Source organism: Rhodoluna lacicola, assembly GCF_000699505.1.
Lineage (GTDB): Bacteria > Actinomycetota > Actinomycetes > Actinomycetales > Microbacteriaceae > Rhodoluna > Rhodoluna lacicola.
Window position 1 is genome coordinate 905950 of record NZ_CP007490.1, and the last position, 19735, is coordinate 925684.

Below are 19735 nucleotides of genomic sequence, written 5' to 3' on the forward strand. Positions count from 1 at the left end.
TTCTTCTTCATTCATTCTTAATCCTTAGGACAAACCCTGCTCAATAAGCGCAATCACGGCCGAAACCGACTGATTGAAATTGAGATCAGATGTATCCACGAGTTGGACACCAGGAGCTGGTGTCATAAAGTCAACGACCTTTGAGTCGCTGGCGTCACGTTCCGAAACCTGACGCATAACGCTTGCCGCGGAGCTTTCAGAAAGTTCCGCTGAGCGTCTCTTCAGTCTAACCTCTTCGCTGGCAGTAAGTAAGAGGCGAATTGGGGCATCCGGGGCAACCACAGTAGTGATGTCTCGACCTTCAACCACAACCGCTGGCTTACCGGACTCGGCAACCAGGCGGTGAGTCAGGGCCTTCATGAATGATCTAACCTCAGGAATGCGGGCCACCTGGCTTACGAACTCGGCCACCTGTGGCTCGCGAATTGCGGCAGTTACATCGTTGTTGCCAACCTTTACCCAGAAATTATCGGGGTCAGTGGAGATTTGGTAGTCAAAGACCTGAGCCAAGTTCAAACTGGAAAGCTGATCCACTGAGAATCCATCATGAGACAAGCAGGCCCAGGCAAGTGCACGATAGGCAGCCCCGGTGTCTAGGTAGCCAAAACCTAGTTCGCGGGCGACCTGCTTACTAACGCTTGATTTTCCAGATCCAGCCGGGCCATCAATCGCGATGATTTTGGTGGCCATTAGGCGATTCGCCAACCACGCTCTTGCAGATCGGCAATTAGCGCTGACTCAGCAGAAGGGACAACGTAAAGTTCGACCAAACCAATTTGTGCGCTTGGTGAGTGCTCAAGTTTTAGTTCTTCAAGGTTGATTCCAATTTCACCGACCTCAGTGAGAAGGCGTGCCAATTCTCCTGGCTGGTCATCAATCATGACGATAATTTGTGCGTAGGTGGAGTGCTTAGTTCCGTGCTTGCCCGGTATCTTTTCGACTCCAGCATTACCATCTCTTAGCGCCTTGCGAAGTTGGGCGATTCCGGCTTCAGAATCAACATTTGCTAAAGCGTCAATAACGTTGCCAAGATCTAATTCTAGAGATTCTAGGACGCGTTTCACCTCTGCCGAATTGGCTTCCAAAATCTGAACCCACAGCTCTGGATCACTGGCTGCAATACGGGTTGTATCGCGCAACCCCTGGCCGGCAAGATTAACATCTGCCTGGTTTGCATCGACCAACCTTGCTGCCAGCAAACTAGACACCAACTGAGGAACGTGCGACACCAAAGCTACTGCCCTGTCGTGATCCTTTGGTGACACTGTGATAACCGATGCTTCTAGCGCTTGAGCAAGCTCAGCGACAACTTTGATTCCGGCTGGTGATGATTTTGAGTTTGGTGTGATCACCCACGGGCGGCCAACAAATAGATCCGCCCGACCAGCGATTGCTCCGCCTCGCTCACGGCCGGCCATTGGGTGAGAGCCAACGTATCGATCGGTTGGAGCAGCTAATCTTTCGAGCTCCTCCAGGATTCCCGCCTTGACGCTGGCGACGTCAGTGACTATCGCATCCGGAAAGGCAATTAATTCTTCGGCGACAATTTGCGCAGTGAGTTGCGGCGGAACACACACCACGATAAGTTTTGGCGAATCATCTTCGCGAACGGCACGTCCAGCACCGTAACTAATCGCAATATCAACGCTTTTGGGTGATTTAGACGCAATCGCAACATCAATACCCTGCTTGGTCAGAGCTAAACCAATGCTTGTTCCGAGCAGACCGGCACCAACGATGCGGACTTCGCCAGTGAAATTTGTCACTGTGCGATGTCCTGACGAAGTGCAGTTGCGCCACGAAGATAAACGTGCTGTATTTCGGCCCGGCTCTTGTCTGTCTCGGCCATGATCATGATGCGAATAGTTCGCGGCAATGCGCCGATAACATCCATTTCCACAAAACACATGAGTGGAACATCTCCAAGAGAAAGTTCGCGTGCGGCAACCGCAGGAAACTCGCTGGTGACATCTGGCGTGGCGGTGAAGAAAATGGAAACTAGTTGTCCGGAATCGATGTTGTTGGCGTGCAGAGTCTTGGTTAGCAATTCGGCAGTGGACTTTAAGAGGTGCTCACGCTCATCAACATCGAGCTGAATAGCACCACGAATTGCGCGGATTGCCATGTTACTTCCTCTTTCCACGAGCCGGCTGAGCAGCAGCTCTCTTGTTTGCCGGCCTTGGCGCACGCTTTACCTCGCCCTCGGCAGCTTTCAAAAGCGCGCCAACCTCTATTTTACTTAGCTCACGAATTCGGCCCTCTTTAAGAGGACCGAGTTGAATTGGTCCAAACTGCCGGCGCACGAGCCCCACAACCGGGTGACCAACGAACTCAAACATGCGTCTAACAATGCGGTTGCGACCAGAGTGAAGCACGACCTCAACGAGGCTTTCCCCTGGCTGAACATCAACCACGTGTGCTTTATCGGCTTTGATCATTCCATCTTCAAGTTCAAAGCCACTGAGTAGTTTGTGAATAATCGCAGGAGTTACCACTCCCTCAACTCGAGCTACGTAAGTTTTGGTGACACCAAATTTTGGATGAGCCAACTTATGAGCCAAGTCGCCATCGTTAGTCATGATTATCAGCCCGGTAGTCTCTGAGTCCAACCGACCCACATTGAATACTCGGTCGTATCCTTCGACAAATTGCGATAGATCTGGTCTGCCATTTTCATCAGCCATTGAACTGACTACTCCGCGAGGCTTGTTGAGAGCAAGGTATACCCGAGAGTTATCTAACTGCACCGGAGTTCCGCCCACGGTTACCTTGTCGACATCTGGATTGATTCGAGTGCCTAGCTCGGTGACAACCTTGCCGTTAACTTTTACGCGACCTTGAGTAATCATGTCTTCACATACGCGACGTGAAGCAACGCCAGCGGCTGCCATTACCTTCTGAAGTCTTACACCCTCAGTTTCTGCACTTCCGCCCATGCTAGACGGCATCGAAGTTGCTGTTCGCATCAGGAAGGTACGGGCTAATTAACGGCAACTCATCGAGGGAGTTAATGCCCAAAACCTCCAGCAACAGCGGTGCGGTTCCGTAGTGGATTGCACCAGATTCTGAATCGGTGTACAGCTCTGTAATTAGTCCGCGGCTGTGCAATGTGCGAACCACAGAGTCAACGTTCACTGCACGAATTGAGGCAATCTGACCGCGAGAAATTGGTTGTTTGTAAGCGATGACCGCAAGCGTCTCAAGTGCGGCTTGACTCAACTTTGTTGGGTTCTCGTTTGCCACAAACATCTTCACCGCCCAGTCAAAGTCGGCACGCACATAGATACGCCAACCGCCTCCTACTTCGCGTAGTTCAAAACCGCGCGGGGTCTGCCCTTCTGCCCCGTCGTAGTCAGCTTTCAATGAGTTAATGGCATCGCGAATCTCAGTGACCGGACGTTCAAGAGCGGTGGCAATTGCAACGACTGAAATCGGCGCGTCGGTAATCATCAAGATTGCCTCGACTGCTGAGCGAAGGTTGTCCGCCGTGACAGGCTCCAGCTGGTCAACAATTTCGCTGGGAGTTAACTGCGCAACTTCTTCGACCACAACTTCTTGCGCTTCGAGCTCATCTTGCACCTCGGCCGCTTCTGCTGCTGGTGTTACTTCATCAAGAGTCATAGTCAGCTCCAAGGTTGGCTAGTTTTTCATCATCAAAGTTTTCGGCACTCCAAGCGAGTTTGATGTCGCCAAGTGGCTCCTCTTGCTCGAATGAGATTGCAGAAAGTCGGTAAAGCTCAAGCACCGATAGGAATCGGGCAACGACGATGGCGCGATCCTTGATTGAGCCAATAAGTTCACGGAAAGTCATCCGTACGGAGCGCTTCAACATCATCACAACTTCACGAGCCTGCTCACGAATGCTAACGCGAGGGGCATGCAGGTGAGTCAGACCAACCGATTGAATCTCGCGCGGAGTTAGGGTGTCTTGCGCCAGAATGCCAAACTCTTCAAGAGTCATTTTCCAAACAAGTTCTGGCTGCTGCTTGCGGAAGCGCTCTTCCAATGGAACGTCTCGAGGAATGCGCATGGCCTCGAGAGCCATTGCAGTGCTGAAGTAGCTGGAGATCTCTTTGAATGCGCGGTACTGCAGCAATCGAGCGAACAGCAGGTCTCGGGCCTCAAGCAAAGCAACATCTTCGGCATCTACAACTTCACCCTTTGGCAGTAGACCGGCGATCTTTAGATCAAGCAGTGTGGCTGCAATCACCAAGAATTCACTGGCCTGATCCATCTCTTCTTCTTCATCAAGAGTCTTAAGGTAAGAAATGAATTCATCGGTGACCTTGCTGAGTGCAATTTCTGTGATGTCCATCTCGTGCTTTGAGATGAGCGAAAGCAGAAGGTCAAACGGTCCGTCAAAGTTGCCTAGCTTTACGGCAAAGCCAGAGCCCTTATCTGATTCGTGAGTTAGGTCAGAGTTAAGCAACACAGCCACGGGCAACCAACTCCTTAGCAACCGATCGGTAAACCTCTGCCGCATCGGAGTTTGGAGCAAAGGCTGTAATTGGCTCCTGGGCAACGGTGGCGTCAGGGAACTTTACGGTTCGGTGCACAACAGACTTGAAAAGTTTTTCACCGAACGCTTCCTTTAGGCGATCAAGCACTTCACGAGAGTGCAAAGTGCGGTTGTCGACCATGGTTGCCAAAATGCCATCCAATTGCAGCGCAGGGTTCAATCCCTCTTTGACTTTTCCGATGATGTCTTCAAGGATTGCTACACCACGAAGTGCAAAAAATTCGGTGGCCAGCGGAATAATCACACCGTGGGCCGCGGTGAGTGCGTTCACGGTTAGCAGGCCAAGGGATGGCTGGCAGTCAATAATGATGGCGTCGTAATCATCTGCAACTTGCTTGAGGATTTTTGCCAGAATCTGTTCGCGAGCAATTTCATTGACCAATTTCATCTCAGCAGCTGAGAGTTCGATGTTTGCCGGAATCACATCAAGGTTTGGATTATCGGTGTGTTGAATCGCGCTGTGTGGATCAATCGTGCGATCGAGCATCAGGTCGTAAATTGTGGTGGCATCGTGGGCGTTGATGCCTAAGCCTGCCGATAGCGCACCCTGGGGATCAAAATCAATCAGCAGAACCTTGCGCCCGTATTCGGCGAGCGCTGCTGACATGTTGATTGACGTGGTGGTCTTACCAACGCCACCCTTTTGATTGCACATTGCGATGATGCGCGCCGGGCCATGGGACTTCAACGGCTTTGGGGTGGCGAAGCGGGTATCCGCGGTTGCCTTAGCCATGATTTCCTCCCGAAATTACGTTTGAATCGGCTTCTAGCCTACCTGCCGGGGCGAGCCCAAAAATCCGGCAGCAGGCCTATCGGGCCGGCTTTTGGTGGTTGTCTAGCGGCGTGCGCGCGGGTGTGCTGTTCCGTAGATTTCCCGCAGTTTATCCACCGTGACCAGGGTGTAGATCTGGGTGGTGGCCACCGATGAGTGCCCAAGCAACTCCTGAACTACGCGGACGTCGGCCCCGCCCTCCAGCAGATGGGTGGCAAATGAGTGCCTAAAGGTGTGTGGTGAGATCTCCCCGGGGATTTCTGCAACTCTGGCAGCCTCGCTGATTATCTGCCAGGCGCTCTGGCGACTTAGTCTGCCACCGCGCTGATTCAAGAACAGTGCTGGAGTGCCCTTGCCCTTACCCACCAGGGTTGGCCTAGTCCTGACCAAATATGCCGCTAGGGCGCGCTGAGCGTAGCCACCAACCGGCACAATCCGCTCCTTGGAGCCCTTACCAAACAGCCGAACCAGGGTTGGGTCTACCAGGTCATCTAAATCTAGGTTGATTAGCTCACTAATGCGAGCACCGGTGGCGTAGAGAAGCTCTAGCATCGCTCTATCGCGGACTCTAATGGGATCGGCTGCCATCGCGCTTTCATCGGCTGGGTCGGGTCCCGCTGCAGCAAGTAGCTTCTCAATCTGCTCAACGGTTATGGCCTTCGGCAGATTTCGTGGACTCTTGGGTGGCTTGACCGCCGCGGCGACATCTCCGGGAGTGATGTTTTCGAGAAGCCAAAATTTATGCAGTCCTCGCACACCGGCTAAGACACGAGCCACGGAACTAGAAATCAACCCCGATGTAACTTTCAGCGACTCGGCAAAATCGGTGATGACAAGTTCTGTGATCTGACCTGGAGAGTTGATGCCTTTGGTCTCTAAAAAGGCAACGTATCTGGCTAGGTCGGCGCGATAAGCGGCAATCGTGTTCTTGGCCATTCCACGTTCGATGGTTAGGTGTCTCAGGTATGCGTCTACCAGTTTTGGTATTTGATTTTCAGTCATTGATGCTCACACCAAGCTGATGAGCAAGTGCCATGATTCCGTATCCTGCGCTTGGGCTGCGCATTTGTGATTGCATGACACTTGAGAGCGCATCGGCTAGTGGTACCCAGCGAACCTCAAGGTCCACCTCTTCACCCTCTAGTTCAAAATCGTGGCCCTGCAACCTGAGATCTTTAGCAAGAAAAATTGAGATGGTTTCATCGTTGCCACCTGGAGTTGTGTGAAATTCAATCAGCTCTTGCCAGTCGTTCGCGATGTATCCGGTTTCTTCCAACAGCTCACGCTTGGCTGCCTCTAGGCGAGATTCACCCGGCATATCCAATAAGCCTGCCGGGACTTCCCAGAGGTACTCACGGACCGGGTGGCGATACTGCTTGATTAGCAAAATTTCTTGTTGCTCGTTAAGTGCGATTACCGCAACCGCTCCCGGGTGGGCCACGAATTCGCGAACCAATTTCTGGCCTTGGTAGTCGAAAGTTTCGCTGACCACGTCCCAAATTTTTCCGTTAAAGACAACGTCTCGCCTAGAAACACTAAGCGAGGCGTTTTGGTCTTTTGGCATAGCTTCTAAGAACCGGATACCTCGAACAATTTGTTCGAAGCTTGGCGCTCAATCGCGGCAACTACCAGACCCTTGAATAGCGGGTGGGCGTTAGTTGGACGAGAACGGAATTCAGGGTGAGCCTGAGTGGCTACGTAGTATGGGTGAACCTCGCGAGGAAGTTCAACAAACTCAACTAGGTGATCGTCTGGTGAAGTTCCAGAGAACACCAAACCCTTGGCCGAGATTTGGTCTCGGTAGGTGTTGTTTACTTCGTAGCGATGACGGTGACGTTCATCAACGGACTCTGAGCCATAAACCTCAGCCACAATCGAGCCTGGCTTTAACTTTGCGGTGTATAAACCAAGTCGCATGGTTCCACCCATGTCGCCACCAGCAATGATGTCCACCTGCTCGGCCATGGTCGCAATTACCGGGTACTTTGCGTCTTCATCAAACTCGGTTGAGGATGCGCCTTCCAGGCCAACTACGTTTCTGGCGTATTCAATAACCATGCACTGCAGACCAAGGCATAGGCCCAAGGCAGGAATCTTGTTTTCGCGAGCAAATTTCAAGGCGCCAAGCTTACCCTCAATGCCACGAACGCCAAATCCACCGGGAATGCAGATTGCGTCGACGTCGGCAAGTGCCTCGCGCGCGCCTTCTTCTGTTTCACAATCGTCGGAGGCGATCCACTTGATGTTGACCTTTGCCATGTTGGCGAAACCACCGGCACGAATTGCCTCGGTAACCGATAGGTAGGCATCAGGAAGGTCAATGTACTTGCCCACCAGGCCAATTCGAACTTCGTGCTTGGGATTGTGAACCGCATCAAGCACACCCTGCCAACGGCTCCAGTCAACTTCACCGGCTTTTTCCTTGAGCCCTAGGCGCTCGATCACGTAAGTGTCTAGCCCCTCCTCGTTAAGTACGGTAGGGACGTCATAGATGCTAGATGCGTCGGCGGCTGTGATAACCGCTTTCTTATCGATGTCACACATCAATGCGATTTTGTTCTTTATTGAATCTGGCAGCGCGCGATCGGTGCGGCAGACCACCGCGTCAGGCTGAATACCAATTGATCGAAGGGTGGCCACCGAGTGCTGAGTTGGCTTGGTCTTGAGCTCACCAGATGCTGCTAGGTAAGGAACCAGTGAAACGTGAATGTAGAAGACGTTGTCGCGACCAACTTCGTGACGAATTTGTCGAGCGGCCTCAATGAAAGGCTGCGATTCAATGTCACCAACGGTTCCACCAATCTCGGTGATGATCACATCTGGTGCCGGCACATCGTGCGACTGTAACCGCATGCGGCGCTTGATCTCGTTGGTGATATGTGGAATCACCTGAACGGTGTCACCCAAATACTCACCGCGGCGCTCACGAGCAATCACTGTTGAGTAAATCTGCCCGGTGGTTACGTTGGCTGACTGACCAAGGTTGATGTCAAGAAAACGCTCGTAGTGGCCGATATCAAGATCTGTTTCGGCACCGTCATCGGTGACAAAAACCTCACCGTGCTGAAAAGGGTTCATTGTGCCAGGATCCACATTTAGATAGGGATCCAGTTTTTGCATTACGACTTTGAGGCCGCGGGCGCGAAGTAGGTTGCCAAGACTGGAGGCGGTTAGGCCCTTACCAAGTGATGATGCAACACCTCCGGTGACGAAAATGTGACGTGTGATACCGGAATCCATTGCTTCTGCCATGGAATTTAACCCTACCAGCGAACCCCAACCCCGATGACCCAGCGACATGCTGACGACCTTTAAATGAGTGGGATTTAGGCGAATTCGGCGTGAGCTTTAGCGAGCAATTCAGCCGCGTGAGTGCGACCGGAGTCAGATTCAGGCATGCCCGAGAGCATGCGAGCCAGTTCGTTTACTCGGTCTTCGTTATTCAGGGCAACGACATCGGTTGCGGTGAATTCATCGGTGCTATTTTTCAGAACTCGGAGGTGCTGATTTGCATAGGCAGCCACCTGGGCCAGGTGAGTCACCACAATTACCTGTGCTTGCTTGGCCAGCATGGCGAGCCTACGCCCCACTTCAATTGCTGCGGCACCGCCGACACCGGCGTCTACTTCGTCGAAGATGAAAGTTGGCGCTTGCTCAGATTGCGCCAAGACAACTTCAATCGCAAGCATGATTCGCGAAAGCTCACCACCGCTGGCGCCTTTACCTAGCGGCCTTGGTTCGGCACCCGGATACGAAGAAAGTTGGATCGAAACCTGATCTTTACCAAATGTCCCGAACTCTGCCGCCTCAACGACGTCAACTACAAGCGTTGAACCGACCATAGCCAATGCGGCGAGTTCAGCGGTTCCTTGCTCAGCAAGTTGCTTCGCTGCCTTGCTGCGAGCAGCAGAAAGCTTTTCGGCGGCCAAGGTCATGGCCTGGTGCTCTTGCTCAACTTGCTGCTGCAGCTTTTCAATCAAATCTGATGAGGAATCAAGTTCCAAAAGGCGATCACTGGCGGTCTCGCGCATCTTGATTACGTCTTCAAGAGTTGGACCATACTTTCTCAGCAAAGCGTTAAGTACGGCACGGCGCTCTTGAATGGTCTCTAGTTCGCGAGCGGAATCGCCGTCTAGTCCATCTAGGTAGCCTGAAATCTCTGCTGAGAGATCGTTTAGTTGGTAACCGAGTTGCTTTAGCGACTCGGCAATTTTTTTTAGTTCCTGGTCGTGCGCGGATACTTGCTCAAGAGCACGACGTGCAATTCCAATCAGACCAATTGCATCGGTTGCTCCGTCAAAGGTTTCGCTAGAGATTGCCTCATGAGCGGCGCTAGCGGCAATTCGAAGCTCTTCAACGTGAGTTAGACGGTTGGCTTTATCGGTGAGTTCTTGATCTTCACCCGGCTTTGGATCCGCAGCCTCAAGTTCGTCAACGGCGGCACGAAGCTGGGCCGCTTCTCTGGCGCGCTCATCAAGCGCCGACTGAATCTCGTTTAGTTTCTGACTAGACAACTTCCAGGCTTGGAAGTGAGATTGATAGTCAGCAAGAAGTTGTGCCACTCCGGCAAATTGATCCAGTGCCTCGCGTTGGGCAATGGCGCTTTTTAGTCGAATCTGATCAGACTGACCGTGAACCACAACCAACTTCTCACCTAGCTCGCTAAGTAGGTTTATTGGCGCGGCCTTACCAGACACCGATGCCCGGCCACGGCCCTCGCTGGACACCGAGCGATTCATGATCAGCTCGCCGTCAGAAATCTCTGCACCAGCTTCAGCAAGACGTTCGGCTACCTGGGTTGCGGCATCGGTGTTGCTTTTGAGAAACCAGCGACCTTCAACGAAAGCCTGTTCTTGACCGCGACGAATCGAGGTGCTGTCAGAACGCTCGCCGAGCAACAAACCCAATGCGGAAAGCACCATGGTTTTTCCGGCACCGGTTTCACCGGTAATGACGGTTAGGCCTGGGCCAAAGGAAAGTCGCGCTTCTTGAATGACACCCAAATCACGGATGTAGATTTCTTCAATCACGAGTAACGCCTATTTCGAGGACTCGTCTGGGCCACGCCAGCCAGCAACCGGCAACGAGAATTTCTTAACCAGGCGATCAGTGAAGGTGCTGGTGCGCAGGCGAGCAAGCTTTACCGGGGTTGCTGATTTGGTTACTTCAACGCGGGCACCAGTTGGCAACTGCCAACTGCGTCGGCCATCACACCAAAGCACGCCATCGCCAGAACTGCGCTGCAGAACCTCAACCGCAATCATTGCGTTTGGCTTAACAACCAAAGGGCGAGCAAAAAGTGCGTGCGCACTAATTGGCACAACCAAGAGCGCATCTACCGAAGGCCAAACTACCGGGCCACCAGCCGAGAACGCATAAGCAGTTGAGCCGGTTGGGGTTGACATGACGATACCGTCGCAACCGAAACTTGATAGCGGGTGACCCTCTACCTCAATTACTACCTCAAGCATTCGCTCACTGGCGCTCTTCTCAACGGTAGCTTCGTTAAGCGCCCAGGTTCGGAAAACTTCTTTGCCGTCAACAATGACCGCAACATCTATGGTCAAGCGTTCCTTGATGACGTAGTCGCGCTCAACAACTCGGTGGACTGCTTCGGCGAATTCTTCGCGCTCTGATTCGGCTAGGAAGCCAACGTGTCCAAGGTTGATACCCATCAAAGGAATTGAGTGTTCCCTGACAATCTCGGCGGCCTTAAGAATTGTTCCGTCGCCACCAAGCACGACTACCAATTCAAGATCGGTCATTTTGCAATCGGATTCTAAAACCTTGACATTCTCAAGTGCCGAAGCCGTAAGTAACTGGTTTGAAACGTGCGCTCTAAGGTCTTCAAGATCCGATGCAGTCAATACCGGAGTAATTCCAGCCGAGTGCAGTTGCTCAATAGCAACCTGAGCTGCCGAGACGGCATCGTTGCGACCAGTGTGCGCAACCACAAGAACGAAGCGAGATTGGCCATCTGGAGCTGGGCTCATTTGGTCTCCTTCGCTACCGATTCAATCCTGTCTGTCCATTTTGACTGATTTACAGGCTCATTGGGACTAATCCACAAAACATACTCAACATTCCCGTGAGTACCAGGCAGTTCACTGCGCTCTAGTCCGCGGATTCCCATGCCAAGCTTGGCCGCCTCGTCGGCAACCTGCTTAATGGCACCGGCGCGAAGGTTGTGGTCGTTGACCAGTCCGTGTGCGCTCAGCGACTGCTTGCCCACCTCAAACTGCGGCTTGACCAAGAGCACAAATTCTGCGCGAGGGGCCACAGATAGCATCTGCGCCAAAACCAAGGTAAGCGAGATAAAGGAAAGGTCGCCAACCACGACATCGATGTTGATGTGCGACTGCGGAATTCCGGTGCGCTGAGAAAGAGTCTCTGGGCTTAATTCGCGGGCGTTGAAACCCTCGACGCAAATGACTTTTGGATGCTCAAAAAGCTGCTCCACCATCTGCTCGTGACCTACGTCAATTGCAAAAACCTTTTCGACTCCCCTGCGCAAAAGCACATCGGTGAAGCCACCGGTAGAAGCGCCGACGTCAAGGGCGGTTTTGCCAACCAAATCAATCTCAGTAAAAACATCTAGTGCCTTGGCTAGTTTGTGTCCAGCGCGCGAAACATAGTCAACTGCATCCAGAACAGAAATTTTGGCATCGTCATCAACATTTTGTGAGGATTTTTTTGCGGCTTTGCCGTTGACTAAAACTCGATTTGATTCCACCAGCGAAGATGCGTGATTCCTTGATCTTGCCAGGCCGCGCTCTACCAGTGCTAGATCGATACGCATGGTTAGTCCTCTGGTAGTTCTTCGAAGAGACCGCCAGGTGGGGTCACTGTGATCTCGCCCTTGGCCACGTCAACCGTAGGGGCAAAAGCCTTGATGAATGGCATCAATACTTCGCCGGTTGCGGTTTCAATTGCTAGACAATCTTGAGCAGGCAGGTGTTCAACGCGCACGACCTTACCGATTTCGATTCCATCGCGAATAATCTTTAGACCGACAAGTTGGTGGTCGTACCAGGCGTCTGGTTCCTCAGGCAAACTTTCAAGGTCGGCATCAACCAAAAGAATTGCCTTGACCAGGGTGTCTGCAGCGTTGCGGTCTTCTACTTCATTAAGAAACAGAACCGGTGCAGCGTTGTAATAGCGAAGTTCTTTCACCGATACGGTTTTTCCAAACCATGGCGAAGATTCTGGAACCTGAAGATTGAGCACCGCTCCGGTCTTGAAACGCGTATCAGGACTATCGGTGTACAGCTCTAGTTTGAACGCTCCCTTTAGGCCGTGAGCCTTGACCAATCGGCCAACACGGAGCGTGGTCTTACTAGAAATCGGTGTCCACCACGTCGACGCGTACCTTCTTGCCATCGGCAAGAGCATTCACGACAGTACGCAGTGCTTTGGCTGTGCGGCCGTTGCGCCCGATCACACGACCCAGATCATCTGGGTGCACGTGCACCTCAAGCAAGTCTCCTCGCGAGGTTGTGCGTGCAGTCACGGTAGCGTCTTCCGGATTGTCGACGATGCCTTTGACTAGGTGCTCGAGCGCAGCGGCTAACACTTATTAAGCCTCTTCTGATGCAGCAGGAGCTTCTTCAACTACAGCGGCTTCTTCAGCGGCTGGAGCTTCTGGAGTCTCATCTGCAACTTCTGCAACTGCATCTTCAACTGATGCAACTGCTTCGTCAGCTGCGTCTGCAGCCTCTGAGATTACGTCTTCTGCAGGAGTTGATGCCTCAGCCTCAGCTGGTGCAGCCTTCTTTGCAGCAACTTGCTCCTTAGGAACAAGTACGGTCTTCTTCTTGGTGTCGATTACGAACTCAGCCTTAGGCTCTGCAAGCTTTACGGTGTTCTTCGCGGTCTTGTCACCCTTTGATGCCTGGTAGTCACCAGTCAGCTTTAGAAGAACTGCAACTTGCTCGGTTGGCTGTGCGCCAACGCCAAGCCAGTACTGAGCACGCTCAGAATTAACTTCAATGATTGATGGGTTGTTGGTCGGTACGTAGCGACCGATTTCTTCGATCACGCGACCATCACGGTGTGTACGTGAGTCAGCCACAACGATGCGGTAGTGCGGGGTACGGATTTTTCCGTGACGTGCTAGGCGGATTTTTACAGCCAACGTATTGCTCCTGATTATTCGTATTGAGGCGAACGATCTACCGTGAGCGTGGGGGCACACTCGGAAGAAAAAGCTCTGTGGGTTGTCGTAATCGTTTGGTTAGAGGGTCAAACGGCGACAACCGCTCTATTCTGCCAGAAAATCGGGCGTGGCGCTAGTTAGTTATTGCTGGCCTAGCCCAAACCAAAGGCCGAACCAGACCCCGATGCACTCTCGCCAGGATTCTGCCCCAGCGCGCGGGCTGCTTCTTCGGCGGCACGTTTTGCCGGATTACCCGACTTTGAGCCTTTTTTCTTGTCCTTGGCCTTGGATTTTCCGCCCCCGAAGCCACCGCCCATACCCGGCATGCCTGGAATTCCAGGCATCTGTGGCACGCCACCCTTGGCCACGGTCTTCATCATCTTGGCCGCCTGCTCAAAACGGTTGACCAGCGAGTTCACATCGGTGACAGTCATGCCGGAACCCTTGGCAATGCGCGAACGACGTGAACCATTCAAAATTTTTGGCTGACGACGCTCGGCCGGGGTCATCGAACGAATGATCGCCTCGGTGCGATCGATTTCTTTCTCGTCAAAGTTTTCGAGTTGCTGACGCATCTGACCGGCACCCGGCATCATCGCCAACATGCTCTTGAGCGAGCCCATTTTCTTGAGCTGCTGCATCTGGTCTAGAAAGTCTTCAAGTGTGAAGGTTTCCTTGGCCAGCTTCTCGGCCATTGCACGAGCTTCTGTTTCATCAAAATTCTTTTGAGTTTGCTCAATAAGAGTTAGCACGTCACCCATGTCAAGGATTCGGCTGGCCATGCGATCCGGGTAGAACGGTTCAAAGGCATCCATGGCCTCGCCATTTGATGCAAACAAGATTGGCTTGCCAGTAACTGATGCCACCGATAGCGCCGCACCACCGCGAGCATCGCCATCGAGCTTGGTAAGTACTACACCTGTGATGCCAACGCCATCATCAAATGCTTTTGCAACGTTGACTGCGTCTTGACCGATCATCGAGTCAATCACAAAAAGAACTTCGTCTGGGTCTACTGCCTTGCGAATATCTTTTGCCTGAGTCATCAACTCTTCGTCGATTCCCAAACGACCAGCGGTGTCAACGATGACCACGCTGAACATCTTTTGCTTTGCGTGTTTGATTGAGTCCTTGGCTACGTTGACCGGGTTACCAACGCCATTACCTGGCTCAGGAGCAAAAACCGGAACATCAATTCTTTCTCCAACGACCTGCAGCTGATTCACCGCATTTGGTCGCTGCAAGTCAGCGGCAACCAAGATTGGTGTTTGACCCTGGTCTTTCAACCACTTGGCAAGTTTTCCGGCAAGAGTTGTTTTACCCGATCCCTGCAGGCCGGCAAGCATGATTACGGTTGGTGCGGTCTTGGCAAAAGAAAGTTTGCGCTGCTGCCCACCAAGAATCTTGACGAGCTCTTCATTAACGATTTGTACTACCTGTTGCGCAGGGTTAAGAGCTTTGGAAACTTCATCGCCGAGTGCGCGTTCGCGAACCGAAGAGGTGAAGTTTTTCACGACATCAAGCGCCACGTCTGCCTCAAGCAGAGCCCGGCGAATTTCGCGAAGGGTTGCATCGATGTCAGCTGGGCTTAGCTTGCCCTTGCTGCGAAGATTTTTGAACGTCTCAATAAGACGATCCGAAAGATTCCCGAACATCACTCCCCTTTCTAATTCACTAGACCGTTGGCAAATTCTTTGGCGTCAAAAAAAGCGAAGTCATCGATGCCTTCACCAACACCTACCAGTTTCACAGGAATTTGAAGCTCTCGTTGAATTGAGTAAACAATTCCACCCTTGGCGGTGCCATCTAGTTTGGTAAGCACCACGCCGGTGACATTGGCTACCTCTGCAAAGGCCTTGGCTTGAGTTAATCCGTTTTGACCGGTGGTTGCATCAAGCACCAGGAGCACCTCGCTGATGGTGGCTTGCTTTTCGATGACTCGTCGAATCTTGTCTAGCTCATTCATTAGGTCCGCCTTGTTTTGCAGGCGACCTGCTGTGTCGATAATCACGATGTCGGCATCCTGCTTGATTGCCTCATCAACAGTTTCAAATGCCACCGATGCCGGGTCCTGACCCTCCTGCTTTGGGCGAATAAGCGATGCCCCAGCACGCTGGGCCCAGGTGGCAACCTGATCAACAGCTGCCGCGCGGAAAGTATCGGCAGCACCAATTACTACCTTGAAGCCGCCCTGAACCAACCAATTCGCGAGCTTGCCAATAGTGGTGGTCTTACCCACGCCATTAACTCCAACAACAAGAATTACGTATGGGGTCTTGCCATCGCTGAGGTTCAGCGCCTTGGCTGAGTGCTCAAGATTTTGTTCTAAAACTGCGGCAAGTATTTCTTTCAAATCTTTATCGGTCTTAGCACCTTGCTTCTTGGCGCGAGCCTTTACCTCGTCAACAATCTTCGCGGCAGAGTCAACCCCAAAGTCAGCCTGAATCAGAGTGTCTTCCAGTTCATCAAGATTCTCAGGGTCAAACTTCACTCGACTGAACAGCGAGCGAATCCCCTTCTTCGCACTGCGTTTAGGAAGTTCAACTGCTTCTAGCTGCGCAGGCGTTTCTTCAGTCGAAGCGGCTGGCTTTTCTGGTTTTGCGGCAGCGCTGGACTCCTCGTTTGGAGTAACTGGAATTGGCTCAGAAAAAATTACGGAAGTTGAGTCTTCAGCAACGGGAGAATTATTTTGAACCGATTCAACTTCCTGAGTCGAAGATTCTTCGGCACCGCGCTTCTTCTTCCAGAAAAGGAAAGCCAACGCTTACTCCTTTTCGGCCAGGCGTTGCCCAACCACTGCAGAAATACCATCTTGGCGCATCGATACACCGTAGAGCGCATCGGCAATCTCCATGGTGCGCTTTTGGTGGGTAATGATGATTAGCTGCGAGTTCGAGCGCAGGTCTTCAAAAATCTGTAGCAGGCGACCAAGGTTTGCATCGTCAAGGGCTGCCTCAACCTCGTCCATTACATAGAACGGTGACGGGCGCGCCTTGAAAATCGCAACCATAAGTGCAACGGCTGCCAACGAACGCTCACCGCCAGACAGCAATGATAGACGTTCAATTCGTTTACCGGCAGGCTTGACGGTTACTTCAAGACCAGTGGTAAGCAGGTTGTCTGGATCGGTCAGGAAGATTGAACCGGTTCCACCTGGGAAGAGGGTTGGGAATACGGTTTCGAATGCCTTGCGGGTGTCTTCGAATGCATCTCCAAAAATGGTTTGCATCTTGACGTCAAGGTCTTCGATGATCTGCAGCAAATCCTTGCGCGTCTGAGTTAGATCGGCGAGCTGCTCTGTCAAGAACTTGTGACGCTGCTCAAGTGCTGCAAATTCCTCTAGAGCAAGTGGGTTTACCTTGCCAAGCTTGTCGAACAGGCGCTCGGCATCCTTTAGGCGCTTCTGCTGTTCTTCGCGAACGAATGGTCTTGACCCACCCTCAGCTTCTTCGTCAGGAATCGGAACCTCTGGACCATACTCTTCGAGTAGGACAGTCTGTTCCAAACCAAGTTCCTCGTTTGCACGAGTGACTAGGTTGGCCAAGGTCAAACGCTTTTCGTGGTTTGAAAGCTCCATGTCGTGAACGCTCTGAGTCAAACTTGAAAGCTTCATCTGAATCTCGGCGGTTTCACCACGAAGCTTAACTAGCTCTGTGTTTTGGTTCTGGCGCTGAGACTCAAGTTCGTGCAACCTAAACTTTGCCTTGGATGCGCTATCGGCAACAGCATCCATCAGAGTAGGTAACACATTTAGCACCCGCTTGGCTGACGCAAGCTGGCGTGCCTGAACCGCGGCAGCAGCTTTTGATCTCGCAATCGCGTCCTTTGCTTCAGAAACTTGGGCACGCAGAGCAGTGGCGCGTTCTTGTTCAACACGTACGCGCTCGATTGCGGCGCCAAGTTCAATGCGAAGCTCCAGTTCACGCTGACGCTCTTGTTCAAGATTGTCAGCAAGTGTCTGGCGGTTGGCAAGATCCAAAGCCGGGCGTTCTTGCGCGGCGAACTCGTCGTGTGCTGCAATTGCAGCGTTTAATGCGGCTTCCGCTGCAGCGATACCCTCGGCGGCAGTCTCGGCCACTAACGAAAGACGTTCCAGCTCTGCCTCAGATGCTTCAACCTGAACGCGCAAACGACCAAGCTTTTCGGCATTTGCCGCAAGCGTTGCGTCTTGCTCGTTTAGTGCAGCAAGCGCTTCCTTTTCAGATGCTTTAGCGGCTTCTTCTGTGGATCGAGCCTGGGCAAGTTCTGAGTTTGATTTCTCAATAAAATTGTTGACTTCGCTGAGTCTCTGCTCGGCAGCGTCGCGCTCGGCAACCAGCTCAAGCTTTGACGGTGCAGAGGAAGATCCTCCACGAATAACCGATTCGGTAAGTACGTCACCATCAAGAGTTATCAGGGTCAACTTCAAAGTTGAAGAGTCGCGTGAGTAGAGCGCGCGAGCGGCAGCAAGATCATCAACAATGACAACGCTTGAAAGTAGAGAAAGAATTCCAGTTGGCGCCTCAACTACGTCAGCGGCAGATCGTGCGCCTGCAACGTTTGGCAAATTTGCCGCGGCGCCCTTGGCATCAACATCGGCAACAATTAGCTCAACGCGACCACCGTCACTCTTTTTTAGGTGCTCGATTGCAGCAAGACCCTCTTCGCGAGAATCTGCAACCAGCGCATCGGCCAACGGTCCAAGGGCGGCCGCGATGGCAGCCTCAAAACCATTTTGAATTTTCATGTGGGTTGCAACAAGACCGCGAATACCGCGCAGGCCAGCAGATGAAATCTCTGAGGCACCATCTTTTTGCTCAAGAGTTAGGTTCAGCGCAGAACGCTTAGCTGCAAGTGAGTCGCGCTCACGCTCTGCCTTGTGCAATTCGTCGCGTAGTAATTCAATGCGAGCCGCGGCCTCTGATACTGCCTTCTGTGCAGCTTCGTATCGATTTTCTAGAGCGCTGTCTGCGGTGCTTTGCTGGTTCTGCGACTGAAGCTCAGCTTCATACTCTGCCTTGCGGGCCGCGTGACGGTCGCGCGCTTCACCAAGTGCGCTCTCGTGGCGAACTACCTCGCCTCGAACGCTAACCAACTTTGATTCCGCAACTGCTGCCTCGTTAGCCAAACGAGCTTTATCAAGATCAAACTTTGAGATCAGTGCGTTTTGTTCAGCAACCTGGTTGTCAAACTTTTCTAATGCATCGCGGGCCTGGCTGCGCGATTCTTCGGCACTTTGCAGGGCTTGCTTCAAAGTCTCAACGGTTGCCTGCAGTTCAGTTGCGGCAGCAATCGCCTGATCGGCCTCGGCATCAAGAGCTGCCGGGTCAATTTGACCTGCTGCAACTTCCGCCTGCTGACTCAAAAGGGCAACTCGCTGGTTAGCAATCGATAGCAGTGAACGCAGGCGCTCGGCTAGAGAGTCAAATTGGTACGAAAGATTTCGTGCCTGATCGAGCTCGGTTGAAACCTGAGCGGCTTCAAGTTGACCGAGTCTTGCGGTGTTCTCGGCGAGCAGGCTCTGCAGAATATTTCGTTCGCCACGACGATCGGCCTCAGACTTTGCGGTCTCTTCTAATCCGCGATGTAGTTCAGAAATGTCGGCGGCAAGCAAGCGAGCCTTTGCATCGCGAACAACCGCGGCAATTCCCTGAGCCTCACGCGCAACCTCTGCCTGCTGACTCAGCGGCTTCAGCTGGCGACGAACTTCACCGGCCAAGTCGTTCAAACGGGTTAGGTTTGCCTGCATCGCGTCTAGTTTGCGCTCGGTCTTTTCTTTGCGTCGACGGTGCTTCAAAATACCGGCTGCTTCTTCGATGAAACCGCGTCGCTCTTCCGGAGTTGCGCGAAGCACTGAGTCAAGCTGGCCCTGACCCACAATTACGTGCATCTCGCGACCAAGACCGGAGTCACTCAAAAGTTCCTGCACATCAAGCAGACGCACTGGCTCGCCGTTAATTGCATACTCACTGCCACCGTTGCGGAACAGAGTACGAGAGATTGTTACCTCGGCGTATTCGATCGGCAAAGCGCCATCGGAGTTATCAATAGTAAGAATTACCTCGGCGCGACCCAAAGGTCCTTTGGTAGAGGTACCGGCGAAAATAACGTCTTCCATTTTTCCACCGCGAAGGCTCTTTGCGCCCTGCTCACCCATTACCCAGGCAAGCGCGTCAACAACGTTGGATTTTCCGGAACCGTTTGGACCAACAACTGCGGTCACGCCCTTTTCGAAGGCAAAGGTGGTTGGTTGAGCAAAGGACTTAAAGCCCTTCAGGGTGAGGCTCTTGAGATACAAGCTAACTCCCCG

At 52.5% G+C, this 19735-nt stretch carries 19 protein-coding genes; all 19 read right to left on the bottom strand.

Annotation, left to right across the window (positions count from 1 at the left end):
* Positions 1–24: 24 nt before the first annotated feature.
* The gene (cmk, locus tag RHOLA_RS04415) at positions 25–690 is read right to left on the bottom strand and encodes a (d)CMP kinase (RefSeq protein WP_038502630.1); all 666 of its coding nucleotides are present in this window, start codon (positions 688–690) and stop codon (positions 25–27) included.
* The gene (locus RHOLA_RS04420; RefSeq protein ID WP_038502633.1) at positions 690–1766 is read right to left on the bottom strand and encodes a prephenate dehydrogenase; all 1077 of its coding nucleotides are present in this window, start codon (positions 1764–1766) and stop codon (positions 690–692) included. Before RHOLA_RS04420 ends, cmk begins: the two co-directional genes overlap by 1 nt.
* Positions 1763–2125: a chorismate mutase gene (aroH, locus tag RHOLA_RS04425; RefSeq protein WP_038502635.1), complete on the bottom strand. Its 363-nt coding sequence runs from the start codon at positions 2123–2125 to the stop codon at positions 1763–1765. Before aroH ends, RHOLA_RS04420 begins: the two co-directional genes overlap by 4 nt.
* A gap of 1 nt (position 2126) precedes the next feature.
* A complete protein-coding gene (locus RHOLA_RS04430) occupies positions 2127–2966 on the bottom strand; it encodes a pseudouridine synthase (RefSeq protein ID WP_227818765.1) in 840 nt (279 codons plus the stop codon).
* Positions 2938–3621, bottom strand: coding sequence for an SMC-Scp complex subunit ScpB (gene scpB, locus RHOLA_RS04435; protein ID WP_084321401.1), 684 nt, complete (start codon positions 3619–3621; stop codon positions 2938–2940). The genes RHOLA_RS04430 and scpB overlap by 29 nt, the downstream gene beginning before the upstream one ends.
* Positions 3611–4438: a segregation and condensation protein A gene (locus RHOLA_RS04440; protein WP_227818766.1), complete on the bottom strand. Its 828-nt coding sequence runs from the start codon at positions 4436–4438 to the stop codon at positions 3611–3613. Before RHOLA_RS04440 ends, scpB begins: the two co-directional genes overlap by 11 nt.
* Positions 4422–5252 (bottom strand): ParA family protein, encoded by an 831-nt coding sequence (locus RHOLA_RS04445; RefSeq protein ID WP_038502641.1) that lies wholly within the window; start codon positions 5250–5252, stop codon positions 4422–4424. Before RHOLA_RS04445 ends, RHOLA_RS04440 begins: the two co-directional genes overlap by 17 nt.
* Positions 5253–5354: 102 nt before the next feature.
* Entirely contained in the window at positions 5355–6293 is a 939-nt protein-coding gene (xerD, locus tag RHOLA_RS04450; protein WP_038502644.1) for a site-specific tyrosine recombinase XerD, read from the bottom strand.
* The gene (locus tag RHOLA_RS04455) at positions 6286–6855 is read right to left on the bottom strand and encodes an NUDIX domain-containing protein (RefSeq protein ID WP_038502647.1); all 570 of its coding nucleotides are present in this window, start codon (positions 6853–6855) and stop codon (positions 6286–6288) included. The genes xerD and RHOLA_RS04455 overlap by 8 nt, the downstream gene beginning before the upstream one ends.
* Before the next feature lie 5 nt (positions 6856–6860).
* A complete protein-coding gene (locus RHOLA_RS04460; protein ID WP_038502649.1) occupies positions 6861–8543 on the bottom strand; it encodes a CTP synthase in 1683 nt (560 codons plus the stop codon).
* A gap of 74 nt (positions 8544–8617) precedes the next feature.
* Entirely contained in the window at positions 8618–10321 is a 1704-nt protein-coding gene (gene recN, locus RHOLA_RS04465; protein WP_038502652.1) for a DNA repair protein RecN, read from the bottom strand.
* A gap of 9 nt (positions 10322–10330) precedes the next feature.
* Entirely contained in the window at positions 10331–11284 is a 954-nt protein-coding gene (locus RHOLA_RS04470) for an NAD kinase (RefSeq protein ID WP_038502655.1), read from the bottom strand.
* Positions 11281–12090, bottom strand: a complete 810-nt coding sequence (locus RHOLA_RS04475) for a TlyA family RNA methyltransferase (protein WP_038502658.1) — start codon at positions 12088–12090, stop codon at positions 11281–11283. Before RHOLA_RS04475 ends, RHOLA_RS04470 begins: the two co-directional genes overlap by 4 nt.
* A gap of 2 nt (positions 12091–12092) precedes the next feature.
* Complete coding sequence (rimM, locus tag RHOLA_RS04480; protein ID WP_051636273.1) at positions 12093–12671, bottom strand: ribosome maturation factor RimM; 579 nt, start codon at positions 12669–12671, stop codon at positions 12093–12095.
* Positions 12628–12864: an RNA-binding protein gene (locus RHOLA_RS04485; protein ID WP_038502660.1), complete on the bottom strand. Its 237-nt coding sequence runs from the start codon at positions 12862–12864 to the stop codon at positions 12628–12630. Before RHOLA_RS04485 ends, rimM begins: the two co-directional genes overlap by 44 nt.
* A gap of 3 nt (positions 12865–12867) precedes the next feature.
* The gene (rpsP, locus tag RHOLA_RS04490; RefSeq protein WP_084321405.1) at positions 12868–13425 is read right to left on the bottom strand and encodes a 30S ribosomal protein S16; all 558 of its coding nucleotides are present in this window, start codon (positions 13423–13425) and stop codon (positions 12868–12870) included.
* Between the two features lie 173 nt (positions 13426–13598).
* On the bottom strand, positions 13599–15101 hold the full coding sequence (ffh, locus tag RHOLA_RS04495; RefSeq protein ID WP_038503992.1) for a signal recognition particle protein: 1503 nt from the start codon (positions 15099–15101) through the stop codon (positions 13599–13601).
* A gap of 11 nt (positions 15102–15112) precedes the next feature.
* On the bottom strand, positions 15113–16207 hold the full coding sequence (gene ftsY / locus RHOLA_RS04500; RefSeq protein WP_084321407.1) for a signal recognition particle-docking protein FtsY: 1095 nt from the start codon (positions 16205–16207) through the stop codon (positions 15113–15115).
* A 3-nt stretch (positions 16208–16210) separates the two neighbouring features.
* The gene (gene smc, locus RHOLA_RS04505) at positions 16211–19723 is read right to left on the bottom strand and encodes a chromosome segregation protein SMC (protein WP_038502662.1); all 3513 of its coding nucleotides are present in this window, start codon (positions 19721–19723) and stop codon (positions 16211–16213) included.
* Between the last annotated feature and the right edge of the window lie 12 nt (positions 19724–19735).